18 protein-coding genes and 3 tRNA genes are annotated in these 15363 nt (G+C 72.5%); 16 read left to right on the top strand and 5 right to left on the bottom strand.

Annotation, left to right across the window (positions count from 1 at the left end):
- Positions 1-9 precede the first annotated feature (9 nt).
- The 4 genes from BJY14_RS10315 (at position 10) to BJY14_RS10300 (ending at position 1752) form a co-directional block, all read left to right on the top strand.
- A tRNA-Gln gene (locus BJY14_RS10315) sits at positions 10-81 on the top strand.
- 24 nt (positions 82-105) lie between these two features.
- Positions 106-178, top strand: a tRNA-Glu gene (locus BJY14_RS10310).
- A gap of 684 nt (positions 179-862) precedes the next feature.
- Positions 863-935: transfer RNA gene (locus BJY14_RS10305), tRNA-Glu, on the top strand.
- A 118-nt stretch (positions 936-1053) separates the two neighbouring features.
- Complete coding sequence (locus BJY14_RS10300) at positions 1054-1752, top strand: phosphatase PAP2 family protein (RefSeq protein WP_179843398.1); 699 nt, start codon at positions 1054-1056, stop codon at positions 1750-1752.
- Here BJY14_RS10300 and BJY14_RS10295 read toward each other — a convergent pair.
- On the bottom strand, positions 1655-2377 hold the full coding sequence (locus BJY14_RS10295) for a TioE family transcriptional regulator (protein ID WP_218906242.1): 723 nt from the start codon (positions 2375-2377) through the stop codon (positions 1655-1657). The genes BJY14_RS10300 and BJY14_RS10295 overlap by 98 nt on opposite strands.
- A 90-nt stretch (positions 2378-2467) precedes the next feature.
- Here BJY14_RS10295 and BJY14_RS10290 point away from each other — a divergent pair, with 90 nt between their 5' ends.
- The 3 genes from BJY14_RS10290 (at position 2468) to BJY14_RS10280 (ending at position 4542) form a co-directional block, all read left to right on the top strand.
- Positions 2468-3607 (top strand): erythromycin esterase family protein, encoded by a 1140-nt coding sequence (locus BJY14_RS10290; RefSeq protein WP_179843396.1) that lies wholly within the window; start codon positions 2468-2470, stop codon positions 3605-3607.
- Between the two features lie 118 nt (positions 3608-3725).
- A complete protein-coding gene (locus tag BJY14_RS10285; RefSeq protein ID WP_179843395.1) occupies positions 3726-4196 on the top strand; it encodes a MerR family transcriptional regulator in 471 nt (156 codons plus the stop codon).
- Between the two features lie 13 nt (positions 4197-4209).
- On the top strand, positions 4210-4542 hold the full coding sequence (locus tag BJY14_RS10280) for a YnfA family protein (protein WP_179843394.1): 333 nt from the start codon (positions 4210-4212) through the stop codon (positions 4540-4542).
- Between the two features lie 159 nt (positions 4543-4701).
- On the opposite strand, the gene BJY14_RS10275 is transcribed toward BJY14_RS10280, so the two are convergent.
- Entirely contained in the window at positions 4702-5676 is a 975-nt protein-coding gene (locus BJY14_RS10275) for an NADP-dependent oxidoreductase (protein WP_246395864.1), read from the bottom strand.
- A gap of 168 nt (positions 5677-5844) precedes the next feature.
- On the opposite strand from BJY14_RS10275, the gene BJY14_RS10270 reads away from it, so the two are divergent.
- Positions 5845-6834 (top strand): AraC family transcriptional regulator, encoded by a 990-nt coding sequence (locus BJY14_RS10270; RefSeq protein WP_179843393.1) that lies wholly within the window; start codon positions 5845-5847, stop codon positions 6832-6834.
- A 56-nt stretch (positions 6835-6890) separates the two neighbouring features.
- Here the strand turns inward: BJY14_RS10270 and BJY14_RS10265 are convergent, their stop codons facing one another.
- Genes BJY14_RS10265 through BJY14_RS10255 form a run of 3 tightly spaced genes read right to left on the bottom strand, consistent with a single transcriptional unit; the run spans position 6891 to position 8755 of the window.
- Positions 6891-7763, bottom strand: coding sequence for an alpha/beta fold hydrolase (locus tag BJY14_RS10265; RefSeq protein ID WP_179843392.1), 873 nt, complete (start codon positions 7761-7763; stop codon positions 6891-6893).
- Positions 7735-8232 carry a hypothetical protein gene (locus BJY14_RS10260; RefSeq protein WP_179843391.1) on the bottom strand — a complete coding sequence of 166 codons (498 nt, stop codon included), beginning with the start codon at positions 8230-8232 and terminating at the stop codon, positions 7735-7737. Before BJY14_RS10260 ends, BJY14_RS10265 begins: the two co-directional genes overlap by 29 nt.
- Before the next feature lie 34 nt (positions 8233-8266).
- Complete coding sequence (locus BJY14_RS10255; RefSeq protein WP_312879117.1) at positions 8267-8755, bottom strand: cupin domain-containing protein; 489 nt, start codon at positions 8753-8755, stop codon at positions 8267-8269.
- 57 nt (positions 8756-8812) lie between these two features.
- Between BJY14_RS10255 and BJY14_RS10250 the strand changes: the two genes are divergently transcribed.
- From BJY14_RS10250 to BJY14_RS10215, 8 genes are all read left to right on the top strand, one after another.
- Complete coding sequence (locus BJY14_RS10250) at positions 8813-9517, top strand: TetR/AcrR family transcriptional regulator (RefSeq protein ID WP_179843389.1); 705 nt, start codon at positions 8813-8815, stop codon at positions 9515-9517.
- A 733-nt stretch (positions 9518-10250) separates the two neighbouring features.
- Entirely contained in the window at positions 10251-10697 is a 447-nt protein-coding gene (locus BJY14_RS10245) for a helix-turn-helix transcriptional regulator (RefSeq protein WP_179843388.1), read from the top strand.
- A gap of 87 nt (positions 10698-10784) precedes the next feature.
- Entirely contained in the window at positions 10785-11129 is a 345-nt protein-coding gene (locus BJY14_RS10240; protein ID WP_179843387.1) for an NADH-quinone oxidoreductase subunit A, read from the top strand.
- Positions 11120-11998, top strand: a complete 879-nt coding sequence (locus BJY14_RS10235; protein WP_312879116.1) for a hypothetical protein — start codon at positions 11120-11122, stop codon at positions 11996-11998. Before BJY14_RS10240 ends, BJY14_RS10235 begins: the two co-directional genes overlap by 10 nt.
- Complete coding sequence (locus tag BJY14_RS10230) at positions 11991-12854, top strand: complex I subunit 1 family protein (RefSeq protein WP_179843386.1); 864 nt, start codon at positions 11991-11993, stop codon at positions 12852-12854. Before BJY14_RS10235 ends, BJY14_RS10230 begins: the two co-directional genes overlap by 8 nt.
- Before the next feature lie 10 nt (positions 12855-12864).
- Positions 12865-13380 (top strand): NADH-quinone oxidoreductase subunit J, encoded by a 516-nt coding sequence (locus BJY14_RS10225; protein ID WP_179843385.1) that lies wholly within the window; start codon positions 12865-12867, stop codon positions 13378-13380.
- Positions 13377-13682, top strand: coding sequence for an NADH-quinone oxidoreductase subunit NuoK (gene nuoK / locus BJY14_RS10220; RefSeq protein WP_179843384.1), 306 nt, complete (start codon positions 13377-13379; stop codon positions 13680-13682). Before BJY14_RS10225 ends, nuoK begins: the two co-directional genes overlap by 4 nt.
- Positions 13683-13722: 40 nt before the next feature.
- The gene (locus BJY14_RS10215; protein ID WP_179843383.1) at positions 13723-15360 is read left to right on the top strand and encodes an NADH-quinone oxidoreductase subunit 5 family protein; all 1638 of its coding nucleotides are present in this window, start codon (positions 13723-13725) and stop codon (positions 15358-15360) included.
- Positions 15361-15363 lie beyond the last annotated feature (3 nt).

The following is a 15363-nucleotide window of genomic DNA, read 5'->3' as shown; positions in this document are numbered from 1 at the left end:
GTACCTCACTGGGGTATGGTGTAATCGGCAGCACGAGTGATTCTGGTTCACTTAGTCTAGGTTCGAGTCCTGGTACCCCAGCTGCGTCCGCCCAGGCGGACACACGCCCCCGTCGTCTAGTGGCCTAGGACGCCGCCCTCTCAAGGCGGTAACGGCGGTTCGAATCCGCTCGGGGGTACGTGGCGGGCTTCCCTGCTCGTTGAGCCTTCGGCTCAACTTCGCCGGGGCCCGCAGTGTCTTCCCAGGGGGGCGACCCCCTGGAACCCTCGTGTTCGGGCTTCGCCCTCACTTGGTTGGGGCGTACGTCTAGAGGGTTTTTCTGCGACGTCCAAGAGGCGTTCTTCTGCGGCCGTGCTTGTTCTTCTCGTCGCGTTGTGGGCGATTTCGGGATTTCGCGTTGGGTGCCGCATGTGCTCGCGTTGCTGTGGTTCAACGTAGTTGTTTGCCCCGAAGCCTCCGGTGACGATTTCGTTTCGTGGCGTGCCTCTGCCTGTGAGGGGCTCTCGGAGATGCGTCGCACGGAGCCCACTCGGGGCCTGTGCAATTGCCGGGGGCGTCGTGGAGAGACCTAGGGCTTGTCTCGAAGTGGCCTCGGCCACGCGTGCGAACGCGTGACCTGCCCGGTGCTTCGCTCAGGCTCAGTCGCGTAGTGAGCCGCCAGGCGAGCGAAGTGGGCCAGGGCTTTGGAACACGACCTAAGGTGCGCGATGTGTTGTCGGCGTGGGCGTGCTCGTGGGGTCTGGTGCCGGGGAGTCGCGCGGTGGATGGGGTCGGGGTGTTTGGTGTAAACCGGGTCGAGGTGGGGGTCGGGGTCCGGTAAGCTAGGCGAGGCCGCGCGGGAGACCGCGACGGTCATGGTCCAGCCCCCGTCGTCTAGTGGCCTAGGACGCCGCCCTCTCAAGGCGGTAACGGCGGTTCGAATCCGCTCGGGGGTACCCAGCCAGTTCTGCGGCGCCGTTCTGCGCGTCGGCTCTCACTCGCTTCTCTCATGAGGCGCGTCATTCTGACGTTCTGATGAGGTGCTTCCTGCGCGGGCCGGGGAATGTTCCCGCCGTGAGGTGGGGGTCCAAGAGCTGGTACGCGGTGCTGGTGGCGGTCATGGTGCTCGTCACGGCGGACGTCCTGCTCGACGGTCCGCTCCGCCACCTCGACCATGTCGTTCACGACTGGAGCGACGCGCACATCCAGGGCTGGCGGCTGACGGCGGTGGACGTCTTCGCGGCACTCGGCCAGCGGGGCTACCTGGCCAGAATCATTATCCCGCTCGCGATCATCGCCGCGATACGGGTGCGGTCGCTGCGGTACCTGTGGGCGAGCGTGCTGATCGTGGGCGTCCTCTCGCTGCTGCAGGTGCTGCTGAAAGCGGCGATCCCCCGGACGTTCCCGATCAGCGGAACCGATGTGCTGTTCGTCCGCGGCGACGCCTACCCCTCCGGGCACACCCTCAACGGGTTCGTACTCGTCTGGATCATCCTCGAACTGGTGGTCGTCGCGTTCCCCGCCTCCTCCGGGGCTCTGCCGCCGCGACGCCGCCGCGACATCGCCGTGGTGACGGGAACGGTCACGGCGGTCGCCCTCACCGTGGTCGACAAGCACTGGCTCACCGACTGCCTGTTCAGCCTCGCCCTCGGCCCCCTGCTGCTGCAGGGCCTGCTCATCCTGGATCCCTTCGCCACCCGGCGCGGTCCAGAACGTCCAGATAAAGGGTCAACTGACCGGACGCGCCGAGCATGGCGAGGCCCCGCGCGGTGAGCCTGCGCCGCCAGTCGTCCAGCGCCTCGGCCAGGGGCCCGGCGCCGCCCGCCGTCCGGACCTGGCGGACCACCATGGCGATGTGCTCCAGGGGGTAGCCGCCGCGCCTGAGAAGGTGGGCGAGCTCCGCGTCGCGGACGTCGTTCGCGCGGAAGACGCGGTAGCCGGTCCCCGGGTCCCGGGCGGGGACGAGGATGCCGGCGCCTTCCCAGTTGCGCAGCGTCGCCGGCGTGACCGCGAGCCGGTGGGCGAGCTCGCCGATCGTCCGCGGGCCTGGAGCGTCCGTGGGCCCGGCACCCGGCTCGGCCATCAGATGGTCCACCGCGTTCTTCACCGCCGCGAGGGTCTCGCGGTCGCGGAGCACCTGCTCGTGCCCGCGGTCGATGACCAGCAGGGCGTCGTCGAGGTCGCCGTCGTGGACCGCGTTCATGATCCGGCCGCCGGCCGCGTGCCCGAACGCCGGGACGAGGGCGAGGAAGGCGCGCAGGGCGGCCGCGTGCACCTCGGTGTAGATCCGGTAGCCGCTGGGCGTGCGGTCCGCGGGCGGGAGGAACCCGTCGCGCTCGTAGTTGCGCACGGCCTGCGCCGACAGCCCGTGCTCCCGCGCGAGGTCGGACGGCCTCAGGGTCAACACCGCTTTGAGACTTGAGAGGGAAGAAGGACGGTCACAGGCGAAAAAGTATCAAACGTTTTTTCAACGATACGATTTCACCACATGAGTCAGGACATTCGCGACTTCGTGACCGCTTCATGTGAACTGCTGGCGTTCGGCGAGCCGACGCACCGGGAACCGTCCTTCGGGCGGCTCCGCAACGAGCTGCTCCCGCGGCTGGCCGGCCACGGCTTCCGGTCGATCGCCATGGAGACCGACCGGGTGGCCGCCCTCGCCGTCGACGACTTCGTCCGGGAAGGCGAGGGGAGCCTCGACGCGGTGATGCGCGAGGGCTTCTCGCACGGCTGGGGGGACGTGGACGCCAACCGGCGGCTGGTCGCCTGGATGCGGGAGTACAACGAGGACCGTCCCCCGCACGAACGGCTGGCCTTCCACGGCTTCGACGCTCCGATGGAGACCCTCAGCGCCCCGAGCCCCCGCGCCTACCTCGAACACGCCCGCGACTACATGGGACTCGACCTCGACATCGCGTCCCTCTCCGGCGACGACCGGCGGTGGAGCCGCCCGGAGGCGGTCATGGACCCGGCCATGTCGATCGGCGCGACGGCGGAGGCCCGCGAACTGCGGGTCATCGCCGACGACATGCTCGTCGCGCTCTACGAGCGGGCGCCGGAACTGATCGCGGCGACGTCGCGCGCCGAGTGGTCCAGGGCCGAGATCCACCTCACCGCCGGGCTCGGCCTGCTGCGCTACCACAGGCGGGCGACCCAGCGACTGGAGCGGAACGCGCGCATCTCGCGCCTGGCGGCCGCCCGGGACGCGCTCATGGCCCAGAACCTCCTGGCCATCCGGAACGCCGAGGAGCGGCGCGGCCCGACCTTCGTCTTCGCGCACAACACCCACCTGCAGCGAAACCCGAGCCATATGCGCATGGGGGACATGGATCTCACCTGGTTCGGCACCGGCGCCGTCATCGCGTCCCTGCTGGACGAGCGGTACGTCTTCGTCGCCGGGAGCCTGGGCCGCAGCGAGACGATCAAGCTCGGGGAGCCGGAGCCGGACACGTTCGAGGGCGGCATGCAGTGCCGCATCACCACCTGGGGCCTGACTCCGGCCGCCGCGATCCCGTCCGCCCGCCGCCGCACCGACGCCGTCCCCGAGCAGGGCTACTTCCCCCTCGACCAGGCGGTCCTCGACACGGCCGACGCGGTCCTGCACATCAGCGACGGAGCGACCGTCTGAGCCCCCGCCGCCCCGGCCCGTGGCGGTGGGGATGCGCCCGGCGGCCCGCGGGGTTGCAACCTGTAGCGAGGTACAGGCTTACCGTCGGGTCGTGGGGCGGCTGGGACGAGGAGCAGGGATGGCCGAGACGCCGGGCGCCGCGGGCGGCGGGTACGAGGGGCTGCGCTCCGGGCAGGTCGCGGAGGCGGCCGGGGTGAACCCGCAGACGCTGCGGTACTACGAGCGGAGGGGGCTGCTGGCCGAGCCCGCCCGGACGCTGGGCGGGCACCGGCTCTACCCGGCCGAGGCCGTCACGGTGCTGCGGGTGATCAAGACGGCGCAGCGGCTCGGGTTCACCCTGGAGGAGGTCTTCGGGCTGCTGGCCGCCGCGCGGCACCGGCACGGCCCCCGCGATGCCGGGCTCGCCACCGGTGCCCGCGCGAAGCTGGAGGAGGTGGAGCGGCGCATCGCCGACCTGGAGGTGATCCGGTCCGCGCTCCGCGGCGCCCTCGACGCCGGCTGCGACGACCTGATCGCCTGCGCGGGGGAGCCGTGCTGCCCGCTGCCGTTCGCCGGTCCCGGGGCCGCGCCGGAGCGTTCCCGCGGATGACTACGGTTGCGGTATGACCATCGCGCGCTCCCTGGTCCTCTTCGTCCTCGCCGCGGTCGCTGAGATCGGCGGAGCCTGGATGATCTGGCAGGGCGTCCGCGAGCACCGGGGCGGCTGGTGGATCGGCGCGGGCCTGGTGGCCCTCGGCCTGTACGGGTTCGTCGCCACCTTCCAGCCCGACGCCCACTTCGGCCGCGTCCTGGCCGCCTACGGGGGCGTGTTCGTCGCCGGGTCCCTGGCCTGGGGCATGGCCATGGACGGTTTCCGTCCCGACCGCTGGGACGTCGCCGGCGCGGCCGTCTGCGTCCTCGGCGTCCTGATCATCATGTACGCCCCGCGCGCCTGAGCACGACGTTCCCGGTCGCTCGGCGGGAAGCGCCGACCGGCTTCGACGGCCCAGGAGCGGAACGAGGACGACCGCGACGCCCAGGTGCACCAGCGCATGCGTGGAGGCGAAGTTCCGGCGCGGGCGAGCGGGTGGAGGTGGTGGTCATCTGGGTCTCCTTCAGGGGACGAGGATGGTCTTGCCGTGGGTGCGGCCGGCTTCGGCGTCCCGGTGCACGGCCGGGAGTTCGGCGAGCGGACGGGTTGCCGCGACGTCCACGCGCACCCCGCCGTCGTCGATGAGGGCGATGAGTTCGGTGAGCTGCGCGGGGTCGTTGCGGGCGACGAAGTGCGTGGCGGCCACGCCCGATCCGGCCGGGGGCTTCACCGGGCCGGTGATCGAGACGATGGAACCGCCCGGGCGGACGACGCGGGATAGTGCCTCCGCGGCCTCGGGCGGTAGCGGGACGAGGTTGAGCACCAGATCCACCGGACGGTCCAGCGCCTGGTGCGGGGAGACCCGCGTGTAGTCGATGATCTGCTCGGCGCCGTAGCCGCGGACGCGGTCGGCGCTGCGCGGACCGGCGGTGGCGATGACGCGGGCACCGGCGCGCCGGGCCAGTTGGACGGCGAACATGCCCACGCCGCCGCCCGCGCCGTTGACGAGGATCCGCATGCCCGGCTCGATGCGGGAGTGGTCGAACAACCCCTGCCAGGCGGTCAGGCCGGCGACCGGGATCGCCGCGGCATGGGCGAGCGGGAGCCTGGAGGGCGCGCGAACCAGCCGGGCGGCGGAAGCGGTGAGGTATCCGGCCGCCGCGCCGCCCTCGTCGAGGCGGCCGACGACGCGGTCGCCGATCGCGAAACGCTCGACGCCGTCCCCTGCCCGGACGACCGTCCCGGCGGCCTCGGAGCCGAGGGTGAACGGCAGGTCCAGCGGGACGACGTCCCGCATCATCCCGGCCCGGAAGCCGACGTCCGAGGGGTTGAACCCGGCGGCCGCGACGGCTACCAGCACCTCGCCCGGTCCCGGGTCAGGACGGGGGACCCGCTCATGACGGATCACGTCCGGCCCGCCGAAGGCGTGGACGCGCGCCGCCGTCATCGTCGCGCTCGGGCTCGCGGCGCGCTGGTCCGATCGGAGTTCTGGTGTCATGAGTCGTCCTCGATGAAAGGGGAGCGAGACCGCGCCCCGCACCGGTGCGGGGCGCGCTGATCTCGAGTGATTCGACCGTAGGGCCGGTGCCGTGGACGACCAATGCGCATCCATCTCGGATCTTTAAGCGAGCGTCTCCCCGATGAGCACCATCGCTAGGATCCGAGGATGGACGTGCTGAGCGACGTGATAGCCGTGATGCGCACCGGCGAGCCGCGATCGGCACTGGTCGAATGGCCGGCGCCGTGGGGGCAGCGGTTCCGGACACCGCGGGGAGCGGCGGGATTCCAAGTCGTCTTGCGCGGTTCCTGTTGGTTCATCCCTGAAGGTGGCGACCCGTTCCCGCTGGCCGCCGGTGACGTGGTGTTCCTTCCGCACGAGAGCCGGCACGGCCTGGCCGACGCTCCGTCCACGCCCTTGGCCGAACACGTCTGCGATCCGCAGGACGACGTCAGGTTCGAGCGCAGGCACGCCGCCGCGCCGATCGGACGGCCGGGCGCCGGCCCTCCGGCCACGGTGACGCTCTGCGGGGCCTACGAACTCGACGCCGCCCGCGTCCACCCGCTGCTCGACGATCTGCCTTCGGTGCTGCATCTGCCCGCTCGGCTGGGACGCCATCCCCGGCTGCGCGCCGCGGTCGAGCTGCTCGGCGCGGAACTCGACGATCCCCAGCCGGGCACCGGCGCCCTCGTGCCCGCTCTGCTGGACACGCTGCTGCTCTACATCCTGCGGGCGTGGTTCGCCGATCAGCCGGCGGGCGGCGGGGCCACCGGGTGGGCGGCGGCGCTCGCCGACCCGGCGATCAGTGCCGCCCTGGAGGCGCTCCACGACGATCCCGCGCGTCCCTGGACCGTCGCCGGCCTGGGCGCCCGCGCGGGGCTGTCGCGGGCCGCCTTCTCCCGCCGTTTCACGGCGCTCGTGGGGCGGCCACCGCTGGCCTACCTGACCTGGTGGCGGTTGACGACCGCCATGCGGCTTCTGCGCGACTCCGACGCCCCTCTGAACGTCGTGGCGGAAAAGGTCGGATACGGCTCGGAGTACGCGTTCGCCAACGCGTTCAAACGCGAGTTCGACCTTCCGCCGGGACGCTACCGGCGCAACAGCCGCTCTCCCGGCAGGCCGGAGCCGGCGGACGTCGACCTCGCCCCGCGCGCCTGAGGTCACGCCCGCGCCGCGACCGCCAGAGTGTCACCGGGTACCCCGTCGGGACGTTCTCAGCGCCGACTGCCGGCCCCGGTCTCCGTCCGGAATCCCAGCACGGCCCGGGCGATCTGATCGGGCTGCTCGGCGACCATGTTGTGGCTGCCGGCCAGTTCGAGCACGCGCAGGTGCGGCCGATCGGCGGTGAGGGCCAGCAGGTCGCGGCGGGTTCCCGCGCGCAGCGCCGGCATGAGGTCGCCGACGCGGCCCGGCAGGCCGGGCAGGTTCTCGGTGGCCAGGACGAACAGGGCGGGGCAGCGGACGCCGGCCACCGCCGCGACGCCGTCCTGGAAGTACGGGTCGTACCTGATCCGCTCGGCCAGCGCGGCGTCCGGCCGCACGTAGACGCCCTCGCCGGTGGTGCGGAGTGCCCGCTGGGGCAGCATCGCGGCGTGGGTCTCGGGCAGCGGCCGGGCCATCGCCTCGGCCTGGGCGTCGAAGAGCGCCTTCAGTTCCGCCAGCAGCGCGGTCAGTTCGTCGTGCGGGATGCCCGTGTAGTGGTGTGGTGCGGTCTCGGCCGAGCGCAGGCCGTCGAGGTTGACGATGCCCGGCCCGTCCGGGTGGCGCAGCGCCCACCGCACCGCGACCATGCCGCCGAGGGAGTGGCCGACCACGAGCGGAGCGTCCAGGCCGAGACGGTCGATGACCGCCTGGACATCGTCCAGGACCGCCTCCCAGTCCCACGGCCCGTCGCCGGACAGCCCGTGGCCGCGCAGGTCCATCGTGACGACCCGGTGCGCGCCGGTCAGCAGCGGCGCGACCGCGTCCCAGTGCAGAAGGGTGCCGCCCAGGCCGTGGAGCAGCAGCACGGGAGATCCGCTGCCGCCGTGGTCGCGGACGGCCAGGCGGACGGGGCGGTCATCGATGATCACTTCTCGGTGCGGCACGGGGGCGCTCCTGGGGGCGGTTGAGCCTGTCTCGGATGGAGGACGTCGTGACGCCGCCGTCGGGATCCCTGTCGAGCTTGCCGCGCTTGACCAGGTCGTGGACGCCCTGCCGGGTGATGCCGAGCATCGCCCCGGCCGTGGCGTACGACACGGCCGCCGCCGCGGGGTGGCCGGTCGTGCGGGCCACCGCCCGCCCCAGCGCGGTGCTCCACCAGGAGGCGGGCGGGTCGAAGGGCGCGTCGCCGGGGAACAGCACCCCGACGAGCCGGGCCGCGGTCAGCGTGGCGCGCTCCCGGTCGGCGCCGAGCAGCTGGGCGGCCCAGACCTCGGCCTCCACGCGCAGCCGCGCCCTGATCGGCCCGAGGAGCTCGTCGGAGGTCAGCAGGATCTCCAGGGGGTCGAGGATCCGCGTCTCCAGCACCCGGACCAGCTCGCCCACCAGCTCGACGTGGTCTTCCGTGGTCGTCACTTGACGAAAGATAGCAAGTACTTGCTCTCAAGTGTCAAGTAGTGTTCGGGGGAGGGCCGAGGATCTCGACGTGGTGGCGTGCCGCGACGTGCCCGAGGGCCGCGGGGTCGAACGGTCCCGGATCGGGGAGGCGAAGCTCGGAGGCCGGGGAGCCGGCGTCGGCGGCGAACTCCTCGAAGCCGGACGGCGTGGTGATCTGCAGGCACCGCAGCGGCTCTTCGGAGCCGACGACGAACGTGTGGGGCAGGCCGACCGGCAGGAGCACGAAGCTCCCGGGCCCGGCGACGAGTTCCTCCCCGTCGCACAGGAAGCGCGCCGTGCCTGACAGGACGTAGAACATCTCGTCCTCTTCCAGGTGCCGGTGCAGCGGCGGGGCGAAGCCGGCCGGGTTGAGGAACTCCGCGACGGTGAGCCGGCCCCGGGTCTGCGCGCCGGCGGCCTTGACGGTGACGAGGTTGCCGAGGAACCACAGTGCCCGGCCTTCGGCGCTTCCCAGGACGTAGGGACGGTTGACGGACGACACGGCCGCCTCCATTTGGAGAGACAACGTCTATTGAATAGCACGCTAGTATGCCTCGGCATGGGCGTCAATGACAGCGCGTCAGGCCGCGGGAGGCGCCGGTACGACTCGCCGCTGCGCGACCAGCGGGCCCGGCAGACCCGGCAGGCGATCGTCGCGGCGGCGAACCGGCTCTTCGTGGAGGGCGGTTACGCGGCCACGTCCCTCGCCGACATCGCCAAGGAGGCCGAGGTGGCGCGGCCGACGGCCTTCGCCGCCTTCGGCTCCAAGGCCGCGTTGCTGCGCGAGGTGGTGGACCAGGCCCTGGCGGGCGACGACGAGCCCGTACCGGTCGCCGAGCGCCCCTGGTTCCGCCCGGTGCTGGAGGGCAGGACGCCGCAGGCGGTCGTGAACGCCTACGCCGAGGTCTGCCGCCTCATCGGCGGGCGCGCCGCGGAGATCTTCGAGGTCGTCCGCCGCGCGGCGGACGAGGGGCCCGAGACGGCCGACCTGTGGGAGACGATGCAGCGCAACCGCCGCGCCGGCGCCGCCATGGTGATCGATCGCATCGAGTCGCTCGGCCCCGCGTCACACGACCTCGACCTCGGCCACGAGCGCGCCGTGGACATCGTGTGGATGTTCAACGACCCCTCGCACTATCGGGCCCTGGTCCGGACGCGCGGCTGGAGCGACCAGGCCTACACCGCCTGGCTGGCCGACCAGATGCGCCATGCTCTGGGCCTCGGCACGCCCGGACGCAGTGAACCGTCCGCGAAGACGATCTAGCGTTCCGGCATGCGAGAGGGGCGGCCCCCCCGACCGCCCCTCCGCGTCCCCGAAAAGCTCCCGCCCGGCGGAGCCATTCTCGGTCCCCCGGGGCGTGCGAACAGCATGTTAGTCGAATGGGTGTTGGCGAAGAACTGGAAATGAGGATTCTCGTAAAAGCGGAGAGAAGTCGACCGGCTTCGCCCGTCTCGCGGGGCGGCGTCCTGCTTGCCCGAGTGTGCCGGAGAGATCCTCTGCGCTCGGGCGGCACGGGAGTGGAGAACATTGACGATCACCTCTCCGGTGGCGGGGCGTTTATGCGGGAATCCTCTCCTGACCTCGGGTGTTACCTGGCATCATGTGCCGATGTAAGGGTGGGGCGGACGGGTCGTGTGCAACCGTTTTCGCAAGGCGATCCGGGGGTCGCGTGGGGTCTGATTTGTCGCGATAGTCGGATCGGACAATGGTCAAAGATTGGACTCTTCGGCGTAATGAAAACCGATGTCATTGGCTGGGCGGCCCGGGCGAAAAGGTGCTTCGGATCTTCGGTGTCGGTCGGAAAGGCGAAGGCCCGCGCATATTTCATGGCAATTTCTGTAGGGCGCGACGCCCGGCGCCGGCGGGATCGCCGCCTCCCGGTCCTGGGGCCGCGCGGCGGCGCGCCACGACCGTCCCCGTCCACGCGCATGTCCTTGGCTGACGGATGAGGTTGTGGTCAACTTAAATCGCTGGCGATGGGGGGAGTGGGAGCCGAATGCAGCGTCATGTGGACGAGGTGCCGCCGGGAGCGTCGCTCGCCGAGAAGGTCGAGTGGCTCATCCAGAATCTCTGGCCGGCGGACGCGGACCCGCCGCGCAACAACGTGGAGACGGCCGCCGCCATCGCGCATGCCACCGGTGAGGACATCTCGTCCACCACCGTGTGGAAGCTGCGCACCGGGCGGCAGGAGAACCCGCAGCTGAAGACCCTGACGGCGCTCGCCACGTTCTTCGGCGTGCCGATCGGCTACTTCGGCTTCGCCGGGGAGTCCGGGCCCATCGGCGAGGACCTCACGCTGAAGGCCCTGCGCCGGGACGTCGAGCAGGGCATCATCCGGCCCGAGGTGCTGCGCGCCCTGGTCGACCTGTCCCCGGAGGCGCGCTGGGTCGTGGACGAGATGATCCTCGCCGCCGCCGAGGCCGACCGCGTGCGCCACGCCTGACGCCGGGCGGCGGCGCCGGGCGATGTTTCGCCGGGCACCTGATCAGGTAGAGGGCGACTAGAGCGTCACCCATACCCCGGAGGGGCAATGCCGCCGTTCGCCGCCGTCCTGTCGGTCCTCGGGCTGGTGGCCGCCCTGGTCGCCGGGGTCTACGCGGTGTCGGCGGCGGTGGCGCCGCGCGGGTTCGAGAGCGGGCCGTTCCTGTCGGGGGCGCGCCCGGCCGAGCACGCGGTGTCGCGGTACCACGTGCGCTGGTACACGGTGTCGATGGTCTTCCTGGCCTTCGACATGGAGATGGTCTTCATGTTCCCGTGGGCCCTCGTCGTCGCGTCGATCGGCGTCAAGGCGGTCGTGGAGATGTTCACCTTCCTGGCGTTGCTGCTGGTCGGCGTCCTCTACGCGTGGCGGGAGGGGGTGTTCCGGTGGGTCTGAGGCGTTCCGCGGGTCTGGGACGGTTCGCCGCGCGGCGCCCGTTCGTCGTCCCGGCGGCGGACGGGACGAGCGACCGGCTCGCGGTGGAGCGCGCGATGCGGGGCCGCCGGTGGCGTCCCGCCCTGTCGCCCGCGGAGACCGGGATGCTCGTGGTGTGCGGGAACCCCGGGCCCGCGCTGGCCGGGGCCATCGACGTGGTCTGGCGGGACATGCCGGAGCCCCGGGTGCGCGTCTCCGCCTCGGACCTGGAGGGCGTCGCCGGAGGTCCGCGTCCCGCTCTCGACCTGGACGCGGGCATGGCCGACCGGGCCGACGACCGGGACGGCCTGAAGCTGGACGTCCTGCATGTGCCTCTGGGGCCCGTGCTGTCGTACTGGCCGGCGGGCTTGCGGGTCGATCTGACGTTGCAGGGCGACGTCGTCCAGGAAGCCGAGGTCACCGCGGTCGACACCGGCGGTGGGACGTTCTGGACGGAGGATCGCCAGGCCGCGTCCCGCCTCGACGGCCTCTCCCGGCTGCTGCACGTGGCGGGATGGCAAGCGGCCGGGGAGCGCGCCGCCGTACTGCGCGACGACGCCCTGGACGGTCCCGCCGACGATGCGCTGACGCGGCGGTTCGCCTCGTTCGCCCGGATGGTCGGGAGGTCGCGCGCGCTGGGGTGGATGACGCGGGGCTTCGTGAAGGAGCGGCTGGACGAGCGGCTCCGCGACATCGGCGCGGCCCTGGAGGGACGGCCCGTCCGGCCGCGCGAGACCTGGGACGAGACGGCCGCCGTCCTGCCGGCGCTCCTCAGCGGGGCGGAACTGGCCCGGGCCAGGCTGATCGTCGCGAGCCTGGACCCCGACCTCGGGGCGGTCGGCGATGGTTGAGGTGCTGGTCCTCGGCGTCCTCGCGGTGGCGGCGGCGTCGTTCGGCGGCGCGCTCGCCGGGCGTCCGGCCGAGCCGTTCCGCGAGGCCGCGCGGCTGCTGACGACGCAGCGGCGCGTCACGGCCAGGGCGGACGTGCTGCTCGCCAGGATCGGGGTCGTGTCGCTGCCGGTGGCGGCGGCGCTGGCGGCGCTCGTGGTGCCGTTCGGCGACCGCGTCGCGGTCGGGACGCGGGTCGGCGTCGTCTGGTTCAACGCGATGGAGGTCGTCGCCTGGGGGTCGGTGTGGCTCGCGGGCTGGGGCGTCAACTCGGCGTTCGGGCTGGTCGGCGGGTACCGGTTCCTCGTGCAGGGGCTCGCCTACGAGCTCCCGCACATGTTCGCGCTCGTCACCGCCTCGCTCGCCGCGCATTCGCTCGACCTGCGCGCCATCGGGCACGCGCAGGAGGGTCTGTGGTTCGCGGTCTGGATGCCGGTCGCCTTCGCCGTCTACCTGGTGTCGGCGGCGGCGATGGCGTTCTGGGGGCCGTTCGACCATCCCGTCGGCGACGACCTTGCCGGGGGCGTCCTGCTCGAACTGTCCGGTCCTGACCGCCTCGTGTTCCTGGCGGGACGCTACGGGCTGCTGGCCGCGGCCTCGGCCGTCGCCGTCCCGCTGTTCCTCGGCGGCGGCGCGGGTCCGCTGCTGCCGGCTTGGCTGTGGTCGCTGCTGAAGACGTGCGCCGTCCTGGCGCTGCTGGTCTGGACGCGCCGGCGCCTGCCGGTGCTGCGCATGGACCGTGCCATGACCGTGGCGTGGACGGTCCTGATCCCGGCCTCGGTCCTGCAGGCGCTCGTCGTCGCGATCGTCGTGGTGTGAGGAGGGGGCAGTGGAGGCCGTCGCGTTCTGGGTGCTGGCCGTCGCCGCCGTCGGGGCAGGCATCGCCGTGTTCGTCGTGGACTCCATGGCGCGGGCGACGTTCGCGCTGCTGGCCTCGTTCCTGTGCGTCGGCGGCGAGCTGCTCCTGATCGACCTGCACTACCTCGGCGTCCTGATCGTCCTCATGATGATCATGGAGATGCTGGTGATGGCCGTCTTCATGGTCATGTACATGATGAACCCGGCCGGGCTGATGCCGATGACGATGCTGCACAACAGGCGCGGCGCCCTCGCCGTCTCCGGGGCCGCCTTCGCCGCGCTGGCCGCCGGGGTGTTCACCGTCCCGTGGCCGCGGCGCGCGGGGCGCCCGCCGCGCGACCCCACGGTGGCGCTCGGCGAGGCGATCATGGGGCCGAAGATGCTGGTCATGATGGTGATCGGCGTCGCCATCCTGGCCACCATGATCGCGACGGTGGTGCTGGCCGCGCACCGGGGCCGCTACGACGGCGGGGACGGGACGCGATGACGCTGGAGGGGTTCCTGCTGCTCGCCGCCGCGCTGTTCTGCGTGGGCCTGTTCGGGGCGCTGTCGCAGCAGTCGATCGTGATGCTGATGATGGGCCTCGAACTCATGATCAACGGGATCGTGGTCGCCGGGGCCGCGTTCTGGTTCTGGGTGTCGCCCGGCAGGGCGGACGGGCAGGTGCTCGTCCTCGTCGCGATCACGGTGATGGCGCTGGAGATGGCGATGGGGTTCGCCGTCGTCACCGCCCTGTTCCGGGCCCGCGACGTGGACATGACCGACGACGCGGGGGACCTCAGGGGATGAGCGCGGCGAGCGGGGACGTCCGCGCGCGGGGAGCGGGCGGATGACGTTCCTTCCCGGGTGGCCGGGCGGCCTCGCGGTGGACGGGTTGTCCGCCGTCCTGCTCGTGACGCTCGGCACCGTCCTGGCGGCGGTCCTCGTCTTCGCGGCGGGGGAGGGGTACGGCGCTCGCTTCTTCGGCCTGATGCTCCTGTTCGCGGCGGCGATGGCCGTCACGGTGACGGCGACCGATCTGGTCCTGCTGCTGATGGGCTGGGAGGTCATGGGCGCGATGTCGTGGGCGCTCATCGGCTACGAGTGGTGGGACGCACGGCGGGTCCGGTCGGCGGGCGTCGCCTTCCTGACGACCCGGGCCGCCGACATGGGCCTCTACGCGGCGGCGGGCTTCGCGGTCGCCGGGGCCCACTCCCTCCGGCTGGACGACCTCGCCGCGGCCGGCGCGCCCTGGCGGGACCTGATCGCGGCCGGACTCGTGGTGTCGGCGCTCGGGAAGTCGGCGCAGCTCCCGTTCTCGTTCTGGCTGTCGCGCGCCATGGACGGGCCGAGCCCGGTGTCGGCGCTCCTGCATTCGGCCACGATGGTCGCCGCGGGCGCGTACCTGCTGATACGCGTGCATCCGCTGCTGGCCGCGACCGGCTGGGCCGCCACGCTCGCGGCCTGGGCCGGGGCGGTGACCGCGCTGGTCCTGGGCGCCGTCGCGCTCGCTCAGCGCGACCTCAAGCAGCTTCTCGCCGCGTCCACGTGCGCGCAGATCGGGTTCATGGTGCTCGGAGCCGGCACCGGCGCGCCTGCCGGCGGGACGGCGCACCTCGTCGCCCACGCCGCGGTGAAGAGCCTGCTGTTCCTCTGCGCGGGCGTGTGGCTGGGCGTGCTCGGGACGAAGCGGTTGGACGCGTTGCAGGGTGCGGCGCGGCGCCACCGGGCGGTCGGCGCGGCGTTCGGAGTGGGCGCGCTCGCGCTGGCCGGTGTCCCTCCGCTGTCGTTGTGGGTCACCAAGGACGAGATCCTCGCGGGTGCCGGCGGCTCGCCGGCCCTCCTCGTGGTGGGGTTCGCCGCGTCCGTCCTGTCGGCCGCCTATGCGGCGAAGGCGTTGCTCGCCGCGTTCCGTCCGATGGGCGGAGGCGGGGTGCTCCGGGTGCCGTTCGCGCAGTCGGCGCCCTTGGTCCCGCTGGCCTTCGCGGCGGCCGTGCTCGGGGTGCTCGGCCTCCCCCCGGTCGCGGACGCCTGGCGGCGGCTGCTCGGCGTGCCGGACGAGAGCGGACCCGGACCGTGGACGGTCGCGCTCTCCGGTGCCCTCGCCCTGCTCACGGTCGGCGCGGTCATGGTCGTCCGGCGGATCCCGGAGCCCGCGTGGGCGCTGCACTGGCTCTGGCTGGAGGACGCCGCTTCGGCCGTGGTCGTCCGCCCGGCGTTCGCCACCGCGCGGGCGCTGGCCCGGTTCGACGACCGGGTGGTCGACGGCGCGGTGAAGCGCGTCGCGCGCGGCGGCCTGGCGGTCGCCGGTCTGGCCGGGCGCCGCGTGGAGTTCCGGGTGGACGGCCTGGTCGCCGCGGTCGGACGCGCGGCGCGCGCGCTGGGCGCCCTGGCGCGGCGCCCGCAGACCGGACAGGTCCACCTGTACTACGCCCAGGCCGCGGTGGTGCTCGCGGTGCTCGTCGTCGTCGCGGTCCTGGCCGGGTGAGCC

The sequence above is a fragment of the Actinomadura luteofluorescens genome (assembly GCF_013409365.1).
Taxonomy (GTDB): domain Bacteria; phylum Actinomycetota; class Actinomycetes; order Streptosporangiales; family Streptosporangiaceae; genus Spirillospora; species Spirillospora luteofluorescens.
Note: the sequence above shows the minus strand (reverse complement) of the source record. Positions and strands in the feature narration are given on the sequence as shown.